Source organism: Microbacterium sp. NPDC089186 (genome assembly GCF_040685115.1).
GTDB lineage: Bacteria > Actinomycetota > Actinomycetes > Actinomycetales > Microbacteriaceae > Microbacterium > Microbacterium galbum.
On sequence record NZ_JBFBHJ010000004.1, the window covers coordinates 222027 to 237964 of the forward strand.

At 70.7% G+C, this 15938-nt stretch carries 18 protein-coding genes; 5 read left to right on the forward strand and 13 right to left on the reverse strand.

Annotation, left to right across the window (positions count from 1 at the left end; all coding sequences use genetic code 11):
• Positions 1-24: 24 nt before the first annotated feature.
• The 6 genes from AB0N82_RS14910 to dapA all read right to left on the reverse strand — a co-directional run bounded on the left by AB0N82_RS14910 (position 25) and on the right by dapA (position 7283).
• Positions 25-552, reverse strand: a complete 528-nt coding sequence (locus tag AB0N82_RS14910; RefSeq protein ID WP_315993087.1) for a CinA family protein — start codon at positions 550-552, stop codon at positions 25-27.
• Positions 549-1136 carry a CDP-diacylglycerol--glycerol-3-phosphate 3-phosphatidyltransferase gene (gene pgsA / locus AB0N82_RS14915; protein WP_363392583.1) on the reverse strand — a complete coding sequence of 196 codons (588 nt, stop codon included), beginning with the start codon at positions 1134-1136 and terminating at the stop codon, positions 549-551. Before pgsA ends, AB0N82_RS14910 begins: the two co-directional genes overlap by 4 nt.
• Positions 1136-3850 (reverse strand): DNA translocase FtsK 4TM domain-containing protein, encoded by a 2715-nt coding sequence (locus AB0N82_RS14920; protein WP_315993089.1) that lies wholly within the window; start codon positions 3848-3850, stop codon positions 1136-1138. The genes pgsA and AB0N82_RS14920 overlap by 1 nt, the downstream gene beginning before the upstream one ends.
• 50 nt (positions 3851-3900) lie before the next feature.
• Positions 3901-4392, reverse strand: coding sequence for a GNAT family N-acetyltransferase (locus AB0N82_RS14925; RefSeq protein WP_315993090.1), 492 nt, complete (start codon positions 4390-4392; stop codon positions 3901-3903).
• A 160-nt stretch (positions 4393-4552) separates the two neighbouring features.
• Positions 4553-6229, reverse strand: a complete 1677-nt coding sequence (locus AB0N82_RS14930; protein WP_315993091.1) for a ribonuclease J — start codon at positions 6227-6229, stop codon at positions 4553-4555.
• 76 nt (positions 6230-6305) lie between these two features.
• A complete protein-coding gene (gene dapA / locus AB0N82_RS14935) occupies positions 6306-7283 on the reverse strand; it encodes a 4-hydroxy-tetrahydrodipicolinate synthase (RefSeq protein WP_058232286.1) in 978 nt (325 codons plus the stop codon).
• Between the two features lie 95 nt (positions 7284-7378).
• Between dapA and AB0N82_RS14940 the strand changes: the two genes are divergently transcribed.
• Positions 7379-7915, forward strand: a complete 537-nt coding sequence (locus AB0N82_RS14940) for an NUDIX hydrolase (RefSeq protein ID WP_315993093.1) — start codon at positions 7379-7381, stop codon at positions 7913-7915.
• A 13-nt stretch (positions 7916-7928) separates the two neighbouring features.
• Here the strand turns inward: AB0N82_RS14940 and AB0N82_RS14945 are convergent, their stop codons facing one another.
• From AB0N82_RS14945 to AB0N82_RS14955, 3 genes are read right to left on the reverse strand one after another with little or no spacing between them, the layout of a single operon-like run.
• Complete coding sequence (locus tag AB0N82_RS14945) at positions 7929-8687, reverse strand: SDR family NAD(P)-dependent oxidoreductase (RefSeq protein ID WP_363392589.1); 759 nt, start codon at positions 8685-8687, stop codon at positions 7929-7931.
• Position 8688: 1 nt separating this feature from the next.
• On the reverse strand, positions 8689-9186 hold the full coding sequence (locus AB0N82_RS14950; RefSeq protein ID WP_363392592.1) for a dihydrofolate reductase: 498 nt from the start codon (positions 9184-9186) through the stop codon (positions 8689-8691).
• Positions 9183-9992 (reverse strand): thymidylate synthase, encoded by an 810-nt coding sequence (locus tag AB0N82_RS14955; protein ID WP_363392595.1) that lies wholly within the window; start codon positions 9990-9992, stop codon positions 9183-9185. Before AB0N82_RS14955 ends, AB0N82_RS14950 begins: the two co-directional genes overlap by 4 nt.
• A 179-nt stretch (positions 9993-10171) precedes the next feature.
• Between AB0N82_RS14955 and AB0N82_RS14960 the strand changes: the two genes are divergently transcribed.
• The 4 genes from AB0N82_RS14960 (at position 10172) to AB0N82_RS14975 (ending at position 12611) form a co-directional block, all read left to right on the forward strand.
• Positions 10172-10609 carry a thioredoxin family protein gene (locus AB0N82_RS14960; protein WP_363392598.1) on the forward strand — a complete coding sequence of 146 codons (438 nt, stop codon included), beginning with the start codon at positions 10172-10174 and terminating at the stop codon, positions 10607-10609.
• Entirely contained in the window at positions 10602-11171 is a 570-nt protein-coding gene (locus AB0N82_RS14965) for a DUF4395 domain-containing protein (RefSeq protein WP_363392601.1), read from the forward strand. Before AB0N82_RS14960 ends, AB0N82_RS14965 begins: the two co-directional genes overlap by 8 nt.
• A gap of 107 nt (positions 11172-11278) precedes the next feature.
• Complete coding sequence (locus AB0N82_RS14970) at positions 11279-11704, forward strand: OsmC family peroxiredoxin (protein ID WP_315993099.1); 426 nt, start codon at positions 11279-11281, stop codon at positions 11702-11704.
• Positions 11697-12611 carry a TIGR01777 family oxidoreductase gene (locus AB0N82_RS14975; RefSeq protein WP_363392604.1) on the forward strand — a complete coding sequence of 305 codons (915 nt, stop codon included), beginning with the start codon at positions 11697-11699 and terminating at the stop codon, positions 12609-12611. The genes AB0N82_RS14970 and AB0N82_RS14975 overlap by 8 nt, the downstream gene beginning before the upstream one ends.
• 31 nt (positions 12612-12642) lie before the next feature.
• Here the strand turns inward: AB0N82_RS14975 and AB0N82_RS14980 are convergent, their stop codons facing one another.
• The 4 genes from AB0N82_RS14980 to AB0N82_RS14995 form a co-directional block, all read right to left on the reverse strand.
• Complete coding sequence (locus AB0N82_RS14980; protein WP_315993101.1) at positions 12643-13095, reverse strand: hypothetical protein; 453 nt, start codon at positions 13093-13095, stop codon at positions 12643-12645.
• The gene (gene dapB / locus AB0N82_RS14985; RefSeq protein ID WP_363392607.1) at positions 13092-13904 is read right to left on the reverse strand and encodes a 4-hydroxy-tetrahydrodipicolinate reductase; all 813 of its coding nucleotides are present in this window, start codon (positions 13902-13904) and stop codon (positions 13092-13094) included. The genes AB0N82_RS14980 and dapB overlap by 4 nt, the downstream gene beginning before the upstream one ends.
• 190 nt (positions 13905-14094) lie before the next feature.
• Positions 14095-14697 (reverse strand): histidine phosphatase family protein, encoded by a 603-nt coding sequence (locus AB0N82_RS14990; RefSeq protein WP_315993103.1) that lies wholly within the window; start codon positions 14695-14697, stop codon positions 14095-14097.
• Between the two features lie 78 nt (positions 14698-14775).
• The gene (locus AB0N82_RS14995) at positions 14776-15801 is read right to left on the reverse strand and encodes an aldo/keto reductase (protein ID WP_315993104.1); all 1026 of its coding nucleotides are present in this window, start codon (positions 15799-15801) and stop codon (positions 14776-14778) included.
• Between the last annotated feature and the right edge of the window lie 137 nt (positions 15802-15938).

Sequence of the window (15938 nt, forward strand, 5' to 3'; positions counted from 1 at the left end):
CGTCGATCCTCCACGGACGAGGATTCACAGGGCCGCGAGGACCCGCCGGATGGCCAGATGGGCGGTCTCCCGGCGGATGCGGTCGCGGTCCCCCGCGATCACCAGCGAGTCGACGCGGGTGCCCAGCGGCGTCGAGACCGCGATGTGCACCGTGCCGACGGGTTGTCCGTCCTGCTCGTCGGGACCCGCCACTCCCGTCGTCGCGACGCCGACATCGGCGGGGACGCCGTCCGCACCGAGGACATCTCTGACCCCGCGCGCCATCTGGCGTGCCACGCGAGGATGAACGGCGCCGTGCGCGTCGAGCAGGGCGTGATCGACTCCGAGCACGCTGTGTTTGAGGTCGGTCGCGTAAGCGACCACTCCCCCGCGCACCACCCGCGAAGCGCCCGGCACATCGACGAGAGATGCGACGACGAGACCTCCGGTGAGGGATTCCGCAACGGCGATCGTCCACCCGAGCTCGGCGAGACGGTCCAGCAGCACCGCCGCGCTCTCGCGCGGGTCGCGGACGAGCGTCTCGTCGAGGTCGTCGGGAACGCCGTCGATCACCGGCGCCCTCGGCTCCGCCGTGCAGCACGGACCTCGGTCACGACGTAGTCGATGCCCGAGGCGATGGTCAGGATGACGGCGATCGTCATGGTCACGACCGAGACCCACCACACGCTGCTCTGCCATGCTCCCGCGTCGGAGAGGCCGGCGAACGGGATGAGGGCGATCGAGAGCGCGACGGCCTGGAAGACGGTCTTGAGCTTGCCCATCCACGCCGCGGCGAGCACGTGGTTGCTGACGACGATGAACCGGTAGATCGTGATGCCGATCTCACGGACGAGCACGATGATGGTCACCCACCACGGCAGCTCGCCGAGGATGGACAGCCCGACGAAGGCCACTCCGGTGAGGGCCTTGTCGGCGATCGGGTCGAGCAGCTTGCCGAGATCGCTCACGATCTCGTATCGCCGGGCGATGTACCCGTCGACCCCGTCCGTCGCGATGGCGACGATGAACAGGATGGCGGCGGCCCAGCGGAGTGCACCGCCCTCCCCCGCGTCGGCCAGAAGCAGCCAGAGGAAGACCGGTGCGCACAGGATGCGCACGATCGTGATCGCGTTGGGGAGCTGCGGGTGCACGGCCATCAGTCGCGTCCCGTCAGCTGCCAGGCGTCTTCGGAGCCCTCGTCGTCTTCCACGACAGGCAGCCCTTCGTATTGCGCCTCGATCGGGTCCTCGCCGTACCGGTCGTCGTCGCCGACGGCCGCGGGGGCCTCGGGCGCCTCATCGCCGCGCAGACGCGCGAGGACGGCAGGAAGCTGCTCGTTGGTGACGAGCACGTCGCGGGCCTTCGATCCCTCAGAGGGACCGACGATCTCGCGCGACTCGAGCAGGTCCATCAGGCGCCCCGCTTTCGCGAAACCGACGCGCAGCTTGCGCTGGAGCATCGAGGTCGACCCGAACTGCGTCGAGACCACCAGCTCCGCGGCCGCGAGCAGGAGCTCGAGATCGTCACCGATGTCGGCGTCGATCTCCTTCTTCTCGGCGGCCGCCTGCACGTCGGCGCGGTACTCGGGCCGAGCCTGCTGCGTGACGTGAGCGACGACCTTCTCGATCTCCTGCTCGCTCACCCACGCTCCCTGCACGCGGACGGCCTTGGACGCCCCCATGGGCAGGAAGAGACCGTCGCCCTGACCGATCAACCGGTCGGCACCGGGCTGATCCAGGATGACGCGGGAGTCGGTGACGCTCGTCACGGCGAAGGCGAGGCGCGAGGGCACGTTCGCCTTGATGAGGCCGGTCACGACATCGACCGACGGACGCTGCGTCGCCAGGACGAGGTGGATGCCGCTCGCGCGGGCGAGCTGGGTGATGCGGACGATCGAGTCCTCGACGTCGCGGGGGGCGACCATCATGAGGTCGGCCAGCTCGTCGACGACGACCAGAAGATACGGATAGGGCTTGAGCACCCGCTCGCTCCCGGCCGGCAGCTGGATCTCCCCCGCGACGACCGCCTTGTTGAAGTCGTCGATGTGACGGAAGCCGAACGACGCGAGGTCGTCGTACCGCATGTCCATCTCCTTCACGACCCACTGCAGCGCTTCGGCGGCCTTCTTGGGGTTCGTGATGATCGGCGTGATGAGGTGGGGCACCCCCGCGTAGGACGTCAACTCGACGCGCTTGGGGTCGATGAGCACCATGCGCACGTCGGACGGCTTGGCGCGCATCAGGAGGCTGGTGATCATCGAGTTGACGAAGCTCGACTTGCCCGAACCCGTCGATCCGGCGACCAGAAGGTGGGGCATCTTGGCCAGGTTGGCCACGACGAAGCCGCCGCCGACGTCTTTGCCCACGCCGATGGTCATGGGATGCGTCGACGAGGTCGCGGCATCCGATCGGAGGATGTCGCCGAGCGTCACGATCTCGCGGTCGGCGTTTGGGATCTCGACGCCGATCGCGCTCTTGCCGGGGATCGGGGCGAGGATGCGGACCTCGTTGGAGGCGACGGCGTAGGCGATGTTGTTGGTCAGCGCGGTGATGCGCTCGACCTTCACCCCGGGCCCGACCTCGATCTCGTACTGCGTGACGGTCGGACCGCGCGAGAACCCGGTCACCCGCGCGTCGACCTTGAACTGCTCCATCACGCTTTCGATGGCGGCGACCACCGCGTCGTTCGCCGCGGAGCGGGCCTTGGGGGGCGTCCCGGTCGCGAGCGCCGTCACGGCGGGCAGACGGTAGTTCGCGGCGGGCGGCGCACCGGCACTGTCGCCGCCGAGCCCCGAGATGCCCGGCAGATCGTCGTCGTCGCCCAGATCGATCGACGAGTCGTCGTGCAGACCGCGGCCGGATACGGCACCGGCGAGAGCGCTCGCGTCGAAGACCTCGGTGAGGGCATCGGGCGCGGGCGGGACCGGCGGCGGGGTCGGCGCCTTCGCACGGGGCGCGACGGGCTCCGGCTCGACCATCGCCGACTCGAAACCACCCTGCGTCGTTCCGGGCGAGAGCAGGGTCGTGAGGTCGTCGGAGCCGAGGGAACCGTCGGCGTCCTCTTCGCGGCCAGACCTGTTGCGTCGCCACCAGGGCAGCGACTTCTCGGCGGGCTCGTCGTCGGCGTCGTCGACGGCGAGGACCTTCGTGGTGGCATCGCTCTGCTCGGAGCGCTCGACCCCGAACATCCAGGCGTAGAGATCGCCGAGCCGACGTCCGATGCGGTTGGGGGGCGTCTTGGTGAGGATCAGCACGCTGAGCACTGCCACCAGGGAGAGCGCGATGTAGGCGCCCACGTCGGTGAGCGCGAAGGCCAGGGGCTCCCCCACGATCCAGCCCGCGATGCCGCCCGCCGGGCTGAGGGCGGGCAGTCCGCCTTCGCTCGGCACGGGACGACCACCGGCGACGTGACAGAAGCCGGCGAGCGTGACGATGAACAGCCCGAATCCGATGCCGACGCGGCCGTTGTCGTGGACGGATGCGGGATGCCGGAAGAGCCAGCCCGCCAGCAGCAGGAGCAGGACGGGGAGCACGAACGCGACGCGGCCGAAGAGCGCGCCGAAGCTGTAGGCGCTGATGAGGGCAGCGGCCTCCGTGCCGATGAAGAACCACTCGACGACCGCACCGAGGACGGCGAGCACGACCAGGAAGAACGGGAAGCCGTCGCGTCGCTGATCGCGCTCCAGGTTCTCGGGGCCGAACGCCCGGAACATCCCGCCGACGCCGTGGGCGACCGCCATCCACGCGCGGGCGGCGACGGGAGGCTTCTCGGGCTCGTCGACGTAGCGCTTCGGCGCGGGCGCCGAGGCTTTCGATCGCGACGACCCCTTCGCGGGGGCGCGACCGCCGGACGGGGACGAGGTACGAGCCATGCCTCCACGGTAGGCGCGACCCCTGACATTCGCAGGTACCGACGCGGGGTTCAGCGCAGGCGCTTGACCATGACGTCGCGGCCGATCCCCCGCCGCACGACGGCGAACGCCTCCGAGCGGTACAGCGACACGGCGAAGTTGTCGCGCTCCACGCTGAGGCTGAGGCGCGCATACCCCTCGCCGCGAGCGTGGTCCACGAGGTGCTGCAGCAGGGCTCGTCCCGTTCCGTGAGACCGCCAGACGGGCCGCACGCCGATGATCAGCTCGGGCACGCCCGTTCCGATCCAGGCGAATCCGGGCTCGTCGCGCGGGAACATCCGATACCAGGCGGCGCCGATCGGCTCCCCCGTCGGCGATTCGGCGACGAAGCCCGCGTCGCCCGGCCGCAGCCACCCGGCGATGTATCGGCGATGGTCCGGACTGCTCAGCACCTCGTGACGGGGGCGGGCACCACCGGCGCGCCAGTTGGCGGCCTCGACGGTCATATCGGCGAGGAAGGCGCCGTCGGAACGGACAGCCGCACGGATCGGGAGACCGGGCATGCCCGCATGATAGCGAGCGAGGGCATACCCGCGTGACCACGCCGACCGCCCGGGCGCCCCGAACAGGCCCGCCTCGCCTCACGGAGTGATCGCAGACGGAACCCGGGAACGACGGAGCGCCGCGGGGGGATCCCCGCGGCGCTCCGCTCTGCTCGGCTGCTCAGGCCTCGATGACCATCGGTACGATCATGGGCCGACGACGAAGCGACTGGTTGACCCAGCGTCCGATCGTGCGACGCACGACCTGGGACAACGCGTGGTTGTCGCGGACCCCCGACTTCGCCGCCTCGGCCAGTGCCGCCGCGATCTTCGGCTTCACGCTGTCGAAGACCTTGTCGTCCTCCGCGACGCCGCGGGCATGGATCTCGGGTCCCGACACGATCTTGCCGGTCGCGGAATCGACGACGACGATGACCGAGATGAAGCCCTCCTCGCCGAGGATGCGTCGGTCCTTCAGGTCGGCATCCGTGATCTCGCCCACCGATGACCCGTCGACGTACACGAAGCCGATGTCGACCTGGCCCACGACCTCGGCCACGCCGTCGCGCAGATCGACGACCGTGCCGTTCTCGCCGAGGATGGTGTTCTTCTCGGGGATGCCGGTCTCGCGAGCGAGCTTGGCGTTCGCCATCAGGTGGCGGTACTCGCCGTGCACGGGGAGGACGTTCTTGGGCTTGAGGATGTTGTAGCAGTACAGCAGCTCGCCCGCCGCGGCGTGACCCGAGACGTGCACCTTGGCATTGCCCTTGTGCACCACGGTCGCACCGAGCTTCGTCAGCCCGTCGATGACGCGGTAGATCGCGTTCTCGTTCCCGGGGATCTGGCTGGATGCCAGGATGATCGTGTCGCCCTCGCCGGGTTCGATCGCGTGATCCAGGTTGGCCATGCGGCTGAGGACGGCCATCGGCTCGCCCTGCGACCCGGTCGACATGTAGACGATCTTGTCGTCGGGCAGGTCGCGCGCCTTCTTGTAGTCGATGAGCACGCCGTCCGGCACGTTCAGGTAGCCGAGGTCGGCCGCGATCCCCATGTTGCGCACCATGCTACGCCCGAGCAGCGCCACACGGCGACCGTTCGCGTGGGCGGCGTCGAGCACCTGCTGCACCCGGTGCACGTGGCTGGAGAAGCTCGCGACGACGACACGGCGAGGCGCCTTGGCGATCACCTGGTCGAGCACGGGGCCGATGCCGCGCTCCGTGGGCGTGAACCCGGGCACGTCGGCGTTGGTGGAGTCGACGAGGAACAGGTCGACGCCCTCCTCGCCGAGACGCGCGAACGCACGGAGATCGGTGATGCGACCGTCGAGCGGCAGCTGATCCATCTTGAAGTCGCCCGTGGCGAGAACGAGACCCGCAGGGGTGCGGATCGCGACGGCGAGGGCGTCGGGGATCGAGTGGTTGACCGCGACGAACTCGAGATCGAACGGACCGACCTGCTCGCGCTGCCCCTCCGCCACCGTGAGGGTGTACGGGCGGATGCGGTGCTCTTTCAACTTCGCCTCGATGAGAGCGAGGGTGAGCCCCGAGCCGATGAGGGGGATGTCGCCCTTGAGCTTGAGCAGGTAGGGGACGGCGCCGATGTGGTCCTCGTGGCCGTGGGTCAGCACGACGCCGACGATGTCGTCGAGACGGTGCCGGATGGGCTCGAAATCGGGCAGGATCAGGTCGACGCCGGGCTGGTGCTCCTCGGGGAAGAGCACGCCGCAGTCGACGACGAGCAGCTTGCCGTCGTACTCGAAAACGGTCATGTTGCGACCGACTTCGCCGAGGCCGCCGAGCGGGATGACGCGGAGGGTGCCCGCGGCGAGCGCGGGCGGATCGAACGGGGTAGTGGGCATATGTGCCTCCTCGGATGCCGCCGTGCGGCATCCCTCTGTGTGGCGTCCCTGGCCGCGGTTCGGCGGACGCCGATGCTTATCTCGTGGTGCCGTGCACCTTCGGCAGCGCGCCGCCGGCGGCCGCGTTGCGGTCGGGGCGGAAGTTGGAGAAGTCGGCGCCGGCCACGTTCTTCACGAGGGCCAACTCGTCTTCGATGACGGCGGCTTCCCACTCCTCCGGCCCGACGAGGGGCAGGCGGACCCGGGGGCTGCCGATGCGGCCGAGGCCGTGCAGGATGTACTTCGCCGCGACCGTGCCCGGTACGTGCGTCATGACGGCGCGGACGAGCGGTTCGAGGCCTTTGTGCGCAGCGGTGGCGGACGCCAGATCGCCCGCGTTCACGGCATCCACGATCGTCCGGTAGGGCGCGGCGGCGATGTTCGCCGTGACACCGATGAGGCCGGACGCGCCGATCGAGAGGTGCGGGAGGACGTTGGCGTCGTCGCCCGAGAAGTACATCAGGTCGGTCTGGTTCAGCACCCGGCTGACCTCGCTGAAGTCGCCCTTGGCGTCTTTGATCGCGAGGATGTTGGGGTGCTTCGCGAGGCGCAGGATCGTCTCGTACTTGATGGGCACACCCGTGCGGCCGGGGATGTCGTAGAGGATGACCGGCAGGTCGGTCGCGTCGGCGACGAGACGGAAGTGCGTCAGGATGCCGGCCTGCGTGGGCTTGTTGTAGTACGGCGTGACGATCATGATGCCGTCGGCGCCGGCCTTCTCGCTGGCCTTGTAGAGCTCGATCGCGTGCGCGGTCTCGTTCGAGCCGCCGCCCGTGATGATCTTGGCGCGACCGGCCGACACGCTCTTGCCGACCTCGACCAGACGCAGCTTCTCAGGGTCGGTGAGCGTCGAGGTCTCGCCCGTGGTGCCGGTGACGACGATGCCGTCGGCCCCGGCGGTGATGACGTCGTCGATGTGCTTCTCGGTGGCGGGCCAATCGACTTCGCCGTCGGCGGTCATCGGAGTGATGAGCGCGACGAGCACCTGACCGAAGGGATTGCCGGAGTGCGTCATGATCCCAGGTTATCGGTTCGGCGGCGTCCTCCCCCGGCCTCCCCCGCAGTCGGTGTGAACAATGCGTGACGGCGAGGGCGTCCTAGGGTGAGCGCATGGCCTGGACGACCCGCGCGACGCGCACCGTGTACGAGAATCCCTGGATCAACGTCCGCGAGGATGACGTGACCGGCCCGCACGGCGACGGCATCTACGGGGTGGTGCGTATGCAGAACCCCGCGGTGTTCGTCGTCGCGCTCGATGACGACGAGCGCGTCTGCTTCGTCGAGCTCGAGAGGTACACGACGGGTCGTTCGCTCGAGATCCCCGCGGGCGGGTCCGACGGAGAGGATCCGCTCCTCGCGGCGCGACGTGAGCTGCTCGAGGAGGCCGGGGTGACGGCATCCGAGTGGCACGATCTGGGAGCGATGAACGCCCTGAACGGCATCGCCGAGGCCCCCGAGCACGTCTTCCTCGCGCGCGGCCTGTCGATGACGGATGCCACGGCCTCGCAGAGCGAGGAGGGCATCGACGCCGTGCGGTGGATCCCGTTCGCCGAGGCGCTCGCGCTGATCGCGGGCGGCGGCATCACCGACGGGGAGACGATCGCCGCCCTCGCCTTCGCCGGGATCCGGTTGGGTCGGTTCCGCTGAGACGCGAAGGGGATCAGCGCCCGCGTGACGCCGCGCGCACGACCACCGCGTCGGGCAGCAGGCGCGACCCGGCGACCAGGAGCTTGTACCGCCACGACGGCACCGACACCGAGCGCCCCCGTGCGGCGTCGCGCAGTCCCTCGCGCACCACGGTGGCCGCGTCGAGCCACATGCGATCGGGCACGCCCTCCTGCCCCGGAGGGAGGCCGAGGCGCTCGTGGAAGTTCGTGTGCACGAAGCCCGGACAGACCGCCGTCACCGTCACGCCCCGTGGACGGTAGACGACGTTCGCCCAGCGGCTGAACGAGATGAGCCACCCTTTCGCGGCGCCATAGGTTCCGCGCGGCACGAACCCGGCGACGGAGGCCACGTTGACGATGCGGCCGCTCCCCCGCGAGAGCATCGGGGGCAGCGCTGCGTGCGTGAGCCGCATGGCGGCCTCCACGTGCAGTCGCAGGTGGCGCACCTCGGCGTCGACGTCGTTCTCTTCGAAGGCGAGGTCGAGCCCGAATCCCGCGTTGTTCACGAGCACGGCCACGTCGCCGACCAGGAGGCGCTCCTCGACGCGCGAAAGAGCGTCGGGCTCGAGGAGGTCGGCGCTGAGGACCTCGACCGCGACGCCGTGACGATCGCGCACCTCGGCGGCGACGGCCTCCAGGGCGGCTGCGTCGCGGGCGACGAGAACCAGGTCGGCGCCGCGCGCGGCGAGCTGCCGGGCGAACTCGGCGCCGAGGCCCGAACTCGCCCCCGTGATCACCGCGGTGCGCGTCATCTCAGTCTCCCCGGTGGTACGTCTCGAAGCGATACCGGATGCCGCTGCGCGAGGTGTGCCATCCCTCGGCGGGGTCGGCGGCGACCCGCGACCACCCCCGCGTCGACGGAGCGCGGGTGTCGCCGTCGGCCGCGAGGTCGAGACGCGTCACCTCGAGGACGTCGGCGCGGTCGACGGCTTCGGCGTACAGCATGCCTCCGCCGATCACCCAGACCTCGGCTCCGCGGGCCGCCGCGAGGGCCTCGTCGAGCGATCCTGCTCGCTCGGCCCCCTCAGCGGTCCACGCGTCGGAGCGGGTCACCACGATGTTGCGCCGCCCCGGGAGGGGGCGGAATCGCGGCGGGAGGGACTCCCACGTGCGACGCCCCATGATCACATCGTGCGAGCCCGTGACCTCGCGGAAGTGCGCCATGTCTTCGGGGACGTGCCACGGCATCCCGCCCTCGGCGCCGATGATGCCGTCATGGGCTTCGGCCCAGACGAGACCGACCGAGGTCATACGGCGACGGCCGCGCGGATGGCGGGGTGGTGCTGATACCCCTCGACGACGATGTCGTCGTAGGAGTAGTCGAAGATCGAGTCGGGGGTGCGCGCGAAGCGCAGCGTCGGGGCGGGGTACGCCTCGCGCGTGAGCTGCTCGGCGACCTGCGCGCGGTGGTTGTCGTAGACGTGGCAGTCACCGCCGGTCCACACGAACTCGCCCGGCTCGAGGCCCGTCTGCTGCGCGATCATCAGCGTCAGCAGCGCGTAGGACGCGATGTTGAAGGGGACACCGAGGAACATGTCGGCGCTGCGCTGGTACAGCTGACACGACAGCTTGCCGTCGGCCACGTAGAACTGGAAGAGCGCGTGGCACGGCGCGAGCGCCATGTCGGGGATGTCGGCGGGGTTCCACGCCGACACGATCAGGCGACGCGAGTCGGGATCGCGACGGATCTGCTCGACGACCTGGGCGATCTGGTCGATGGTGCCGCCGTCGGCGGTCGGCCAGGAGCGCCACTGCACGCCGTAGACGGGCCCCAGCTCGCCGTCGGCGTCGGCCCACTCGTCCCAGATCGTGACGCCGTTCTCCCGCAGCCACGACACGTTCGACTCACCACGGAGGAACCACAGCAGCTCGTAGACGATCGACTTGAGATGCACGCGCTTGGTCGTCACCAGAGGGAACCCCTCGGCGAGGTCGAACCGGATCTGCCGGCCGAACACGCTCGTGGTGCCCGTACCGGTGCGATCGGACTTGTGCACGCCCTGCTCGAGGACGTCGCGGAGCAGGTCTTCGTAGGGCGTCGAGGTGTCGGCGGTCACGCGCTTCACGATACCCGCGTGCGCCCCCGTCACGCCGATCGTCCACACCCGCCCCGCGGCGGCCGGGCCTGGGGAGGAGGGGGATGCCGCAGAGTCCCGGCCGTGAGAACGCTGAGCGGGTGCGTCATGCGAGGACTCATCGGCCCGCGGCCCGTCACGGCGCACTACCGTTGTGCGTCGTGGACCTGACCATCGCCCTGATCTCTGTCGCGGCTCTCGTCGTCGTGGCGACGGCCGCGGGACTCCTCTGGCGCCGCCGCGACGGCCGCGCACGCGCCATCGACTCGGCCGAGGTCGTCGACCCGCGCCGTCTCGGCGCCGACGGCCTGGGCGAGGAGGCGACCCTCCTGCAGTTCAGCACCGAGATGTGCGCGCGCTGCCCCGGGGTCCACCGGATGCTCAGCGAGGTCGCCGATGCCCGCGACGGCGTCCGTCATCTCGACGTCGACCTCACGCACCGCCCCGACATCGCGCAGCACTTCCGGGTGCTGCAGACGCCCACGACGCTCGTGCTCGATCGTCGCGGGGTCGTGCGCACGCGCTTCGGCGGAACGCCCGGCCGGTCGGTCGTCGAGCTCGAACTCGACACCCTGAAGAAGGAGACGGCCCGTGCCTGACATCTCGCGCATCGATGCCCGCGGCCCGCGGTTCGCGGCATCCGTCACCGCCGTTCTGCTGCTGGTCGCGACGCTGCTGAGCCTCGTCGGTATCTCCACGCGCGCCGCCCCGGGGTTCACCGCGTATCAGCCCCTGACGGGAGACAGCTTCTCCCCCTCGTACCCCGCGGTTGGGCAGGCGTCGGTGCTCGAGCGTGCGTCCGACCCCGGCTTCCTGCTCCTGCTCGTGGTCGCCCTCCTGTTCGTGTGGGGCGTCGCCGCTCCGCGCACGGCGCCGTGGAGCGTGCTGTACCGCCGGGTCGTTCAGCCGCGCCTCGCTCCCCCCACCGAGTTCGAGGACCCGCGCCCGCCGCGCTTCGCGCAGGGCGTGGGACTGTTCGTGACGGCCGTGGGTCTGCTGCTGCACCTGGCCGGAGTGCCCTGGGCGCTGCCGGTCGCGGCGGCGATGGCCTTCGTCGCCGCGTTCCTGAACGCCGTCTTCGGACTGTGCCTCGGCTGTCAGCTCTACCTCGTCCTGCAGCGCGCGGGACTGCTCGGCCGCCGCGGACCCACCACTGCCTGAGCGGTCCGTGAGACGGGGCTGTCAAGTCCCGCGCAGCGTCGGAACCCCTCGTTAGGCTGGCCGCGTCGCGGTCACCCCCGATCGCGCCGGATCAACGGAGGTTCCCCATGGCCGTCACGAGCGAAGCCACCACCGCCTGGAAAGGCAGCCTGTTCGAGGGATCGGGCGAGGTCACGTTCACCTCGTCAGGCATCGGTACGTTCGACGTGAACTGGAAGGCGCGCAGCGAAGGCTCGAGCTCGGTCACCACGCCCGAGGAGCTGCTCGCGGGCGCCCACTCGGCATGCTTCAGCATGGCGTTGTCCAACGCCCTCGCCGACAACGGCACCCCGCCGACGTCGGTCGACACCACGGCATCCATCACCTTCAAGCCCGGCACCGGTATCACCGGCAGCCACCTCAACGTCAACGCCGTCGTGCCCGACCTCGACGACGCCACGTTCCAGAAGATCGCGGCCGACGCGAAGGCGAACTGCCCCGTGTCGCAGGCCCTCGCCGGTATCGACATCACCCTCGAGGCGACGCTTGCCTGAGACCCCGGCCCGACGCGTCGTCATCGCCGGCGCGTCGGGCCTCATCGGCTCGGCGCTTCTCGACTCCCTGCGAAGCGACGGCGTCGAGGTCACCTCGCTGGTGCGCCACGCCCCCTCGGCCCCGCACGAGCGGCAGTGGCTTCACGATGCCACTCCTCTCGACCCCGAGGTCATCGCCGGGGCCGACGCGGTGGTGTGTCTGAACGGTGCCTCGATCGGCCGTTTCCCGTGGACCCCGTCGTACAAGTCGACGCTGCTGTGGTCGCGGGTGACGCCGACGCGCACGCTGGCCGCCGCCGTCCGCGCTCTCGGCGATGATGCCCCGGCGCTCGTGAACGCGAGCGCGACCGGCTTCTACGGCTCGCAGCCGCGCGTCGAGCTCACCGAGGGCTCGCCCCGCGGCACGGGCCTTCTCGCCGACATCTGCGTGGAGTGGGAGTCCGCCGCCCGGGACGCGGGTGACAAGGCGCGCGTCGCCCTGCTGCGCACGGCCCCCGTCGTGCACGAGCAGGGCGTCCTGAAGCCCCTGCTGCTCCTCACCAAGCTCGGCATCTCAGGGCCCATCGGACGCGGGACCCAGGTGTGGCCGTGGATCTCGCTCGACGACGAGGTGCGCGCCATCCGTCACGTGATCGACTCCGAGATCGACGGCCCCGTCAACCTGACGGGCCCGACCCGGGCGACGGCGAACGACCTCGGCTTCGCCCTGGCGCGGCGCATGAACCGCCCGTACGTGCTGCGCGCGCCGATCTGGGGCGTCAAGCTCGCTCTCGGGACGGATGCCACCGAGGCCCTCCTCACCTCCGACGCCGACGTGAAGCCGACGGTCCTGAACGACACGGCCTTCTCTTTCACGCACCGAACGGTCGAGGACGCGGTCGCCTCCGCCGTCCCCGCGGCCGACTGAGGAGCGACGGCGGAGCGGCGACCGCGCGGACTCAGCGCCCGCGTCGCTCCGCCGCCTCGAGACGGATCGCGGTGCGCACGGCTTCGCGCGCACGCCGACGGTCGCCCGCGGCGTCGTAAGCCAGAGCGAGACGGTAGCGCGCGCGCCAGTCGGCGGGATCAGCCTCGACCTCGGCGCGATAGCGGGGAAACAGGGCGTCGCCGTCGGCGCGTTCGACGCGCCCGCTCGGCCGCACGGGCAGGTCTTCGTCGGGGAGTCCGCCCTCGGCGTCGAGCCTCTCGCCGATCTGCTGCGCGCGCACACCGAACCACAGCTCGCGCCCGATGGCCCAGAGGGCGAGCAACGGCAGGACGAGAAGGGCGATGCCCATGACCACGCCGACCGTCTCGCCGCTGGCGAGCAGGACGAGCGCCCGTTGCCCCGCCAGGACGACGTAGAGCAGGAGCAGCACCGTCATGACGGCGACGGCGATGCGGACCCTCATGCGCTCGTCGCGCTCGCGACCTGACCCGACACGTCGCCGTCCGACACCGGGGCGCCGGTCTCGACCGGCCGCGTGCGCACGCCGATGTCGATGAAGCTGTCGAGACCGATGGTCACGCCGCGCGCCTCGCGAGCCGCCGCGAGGGCGATGCGGACCCCCGGCCCGTATGCCGTGGTCGGGTCGATCGTGTCGTGCACGATGGTGAGCGACTCTCCCGCGCCCGAGAGCACAGTCTCCTGGCGGGCGATCACGCCGGGACGTCGAAGCGAGTGGATCGGAACGGATGCCACGCGCTGGCCCCGAGCACGCTGGTCGACGTGCGGTGACTCGACGGGACCGACGTCGGCGCGGGCCGCGGCGATGAGCTCGGCCGTGCGCACCGCGGTGCCGCTGGGCGAATCGACCTTCGTGTCACGGTGGGCCTCGACGATCTCGATCGACGGGAAGAACGGGGCCGCGGCGGCCGCCAGGGCACTGCCGATGACCGACCCGAGCGAGAAGTTGGGGATGAAGACGACACCCGTCCCGGCCGCCTCCGCGAGGGGGCGGACGAGGGCGATGCGCTCGTTCGACCACCCCGAGGTGCCCACGAGCACGTTGAGTCCGCGGTCGATGGCGGCGCGGACGACGTCGATGGACACCGCGGGCGTCGAAGCGTCGACCACGAGGTCGGCTCCGTCGAGCTCGGCGAGATCGGACTGGGAGCCGAGCACGGCGGCGACCTCGTATCCGTCCTCGGCCTCGACGACCTCGCGGATGACTCCGCCGAGCTTGCCGGTTCCGCCCACGATGGCAACGCGTGTGGTCATGCCACCAGCCTAGGCGTCGGCGCCGTCGCGGGTCGGGCACTGTCCACAGACGCGCCGCGCGAGCGGCATCCGGAGCGGAGTGCCGCCGGCAGCGCACCGGCGGCGGGGTGGACCGACAGCCGGATCAGACCGGCCGTCTGGTCCGCGGCAGCCCGATCCGATGGGCGGCCCGATCGGACTGGCAGCCTGGTCAGACCGGCAGCGGGTCGACCAGTCCCGTGCGCAGTTCGACCGGCAGGTGCGCCAGGTCGTTGTGCGACAGCAGCGTCCAGGGGCGGCCCTTCTTCTGCGCGATGACCGTGAGTCCGCAGTACGCCTGGTTGATCGTCATCCAACGCCAATCGGGAGCCTGCAGCACCTCGCGGACGAACCACGAGATGACGAAGTTGTGGGTGATCACCAGCTCGTGCACCTCCCCCGCCTTGCGGGCGAGGAACTCGGCGGTCGCGTCGGCCATCTGCGCGCGTCCCGCGTCGATCTCGGCCTCGGTCACCGAGCCGAAGAACGGCTCGTACGCGGCCGGGGTCTCGGGCGTCATTCCGGTGGGGACGCAGTCGAACAGCAGCGCCGACGACTCCGGCGAGACCGACGGGAGGCGGTCGGCGACGGCGCGCGCGGTCTGCGCGGCGCGCTCGAGGGGCGAGTGCCACACCGCGTCGAGGGGAAGACCCGACAGCCGATCGGCGAGCAACGCCGCCTGACGCTGGCCGCGCGGCGACAGGGGGCCGTCGGAGAGGCCATGCTCGGCATCCTGGTGCTCGCCATGGCGCACCAGGTAGATGTAGTGCGTCACGTCAGCTCACCCCGTTGTCGATCTGCCGTCCCCCGGCCGGTCCTCCCAGCCTACGTCACGCCCCGGTGGGGGCGGCCCTCACTCGGCGGCGCGCGCGATGTCCGACAGCTGGGAGCGGCTGAGCCGCACGCCCACGGCGCGCATGCATTCCACCACGTGGCGCGGAGCGAAGGCGTTGACGATGGGCGCGGTGATGATCTTCTGCGCGAGCAGCCATGCCACCGCCACCGCCGCATCCGGGATGCCGAGTTCGTTGCCGACGGTGTCGAGCGCGCGCAGGACCCGCGAGCCGCGCCGGTTCAGGTGGGCCGCGACCTGGGAGCCGCGCACCGACTGCGTCGACTGACCGCGCGTGCGCGTCTCGCCCGCGAGGAAACCGTGAGCGAGAGGATGCGACGGGGTCACCGCCATGTTCTGGGCGGACGCGATCAGACGCACATCTCCGTCGAATTCCGAGCGCCGCAGCACGTTGTACGGCACGTCGAGCACCGTGATGCGGGGATACCCCGCCGACGACAGGATGCGCGCCTCCACGAGCTGGGCGGCGGTGTATCCGTGGGCGCCGATCGCGCGCACCTTGCCGGAGTCGACCAGCCACTCGCTCGTGGCGAGGGTGTCCTCCAGCATCGCCGTGTCGCCACGGGCGGCGTCGAGCGAGAGGACGTCGATGCGATCGGTGCCCAGGCGCGTGAGCGACGCCTCGACCGCCCGCACGAGGTTCACGGAGTCGAGACCGGGGTTGTCGGGATGACCGCCCACCCGCACGGTCAGGACGGTGTCATCGCGAAGGCGGCGCGACCGCATCCACGCGCCGATGATGTACTCGCTGCGGCCGGCCGCGTAGCTGTCGGCGGTGTGCACGGCGTTGCCACCGAGCTCGACGTAGGCGTCGAGGATCTCGTGGCTGGCGCCGGCGTCGACGTTCCAGCCGAACTCCCCGCCGCCGAGGAAGAGCGGGAAGACGTCGAAGCCGGTCTCGCCGAGGGGGACGCGCACGTGGGAGCCGAGGCCCGGCCCCTGCAGGGTGATGGGGGCGGACGGGTGCGGAGCGCGATCCCGACGCAGGCGCGGCGAGGCCGTCTCGTCGACGCCCGAGCCGCTCATGGTGAGATCCCCTCTCGCGCCGGGAACCGGTGCGGATATGCCGCACGCCCTCGCCCCCCGACGTTCTTCGAGCGTATGCGTTCGCCCTGACGAGGCTGCGGTTTCACCCGGCCCGGCGATAAACATTGCGTAACGCT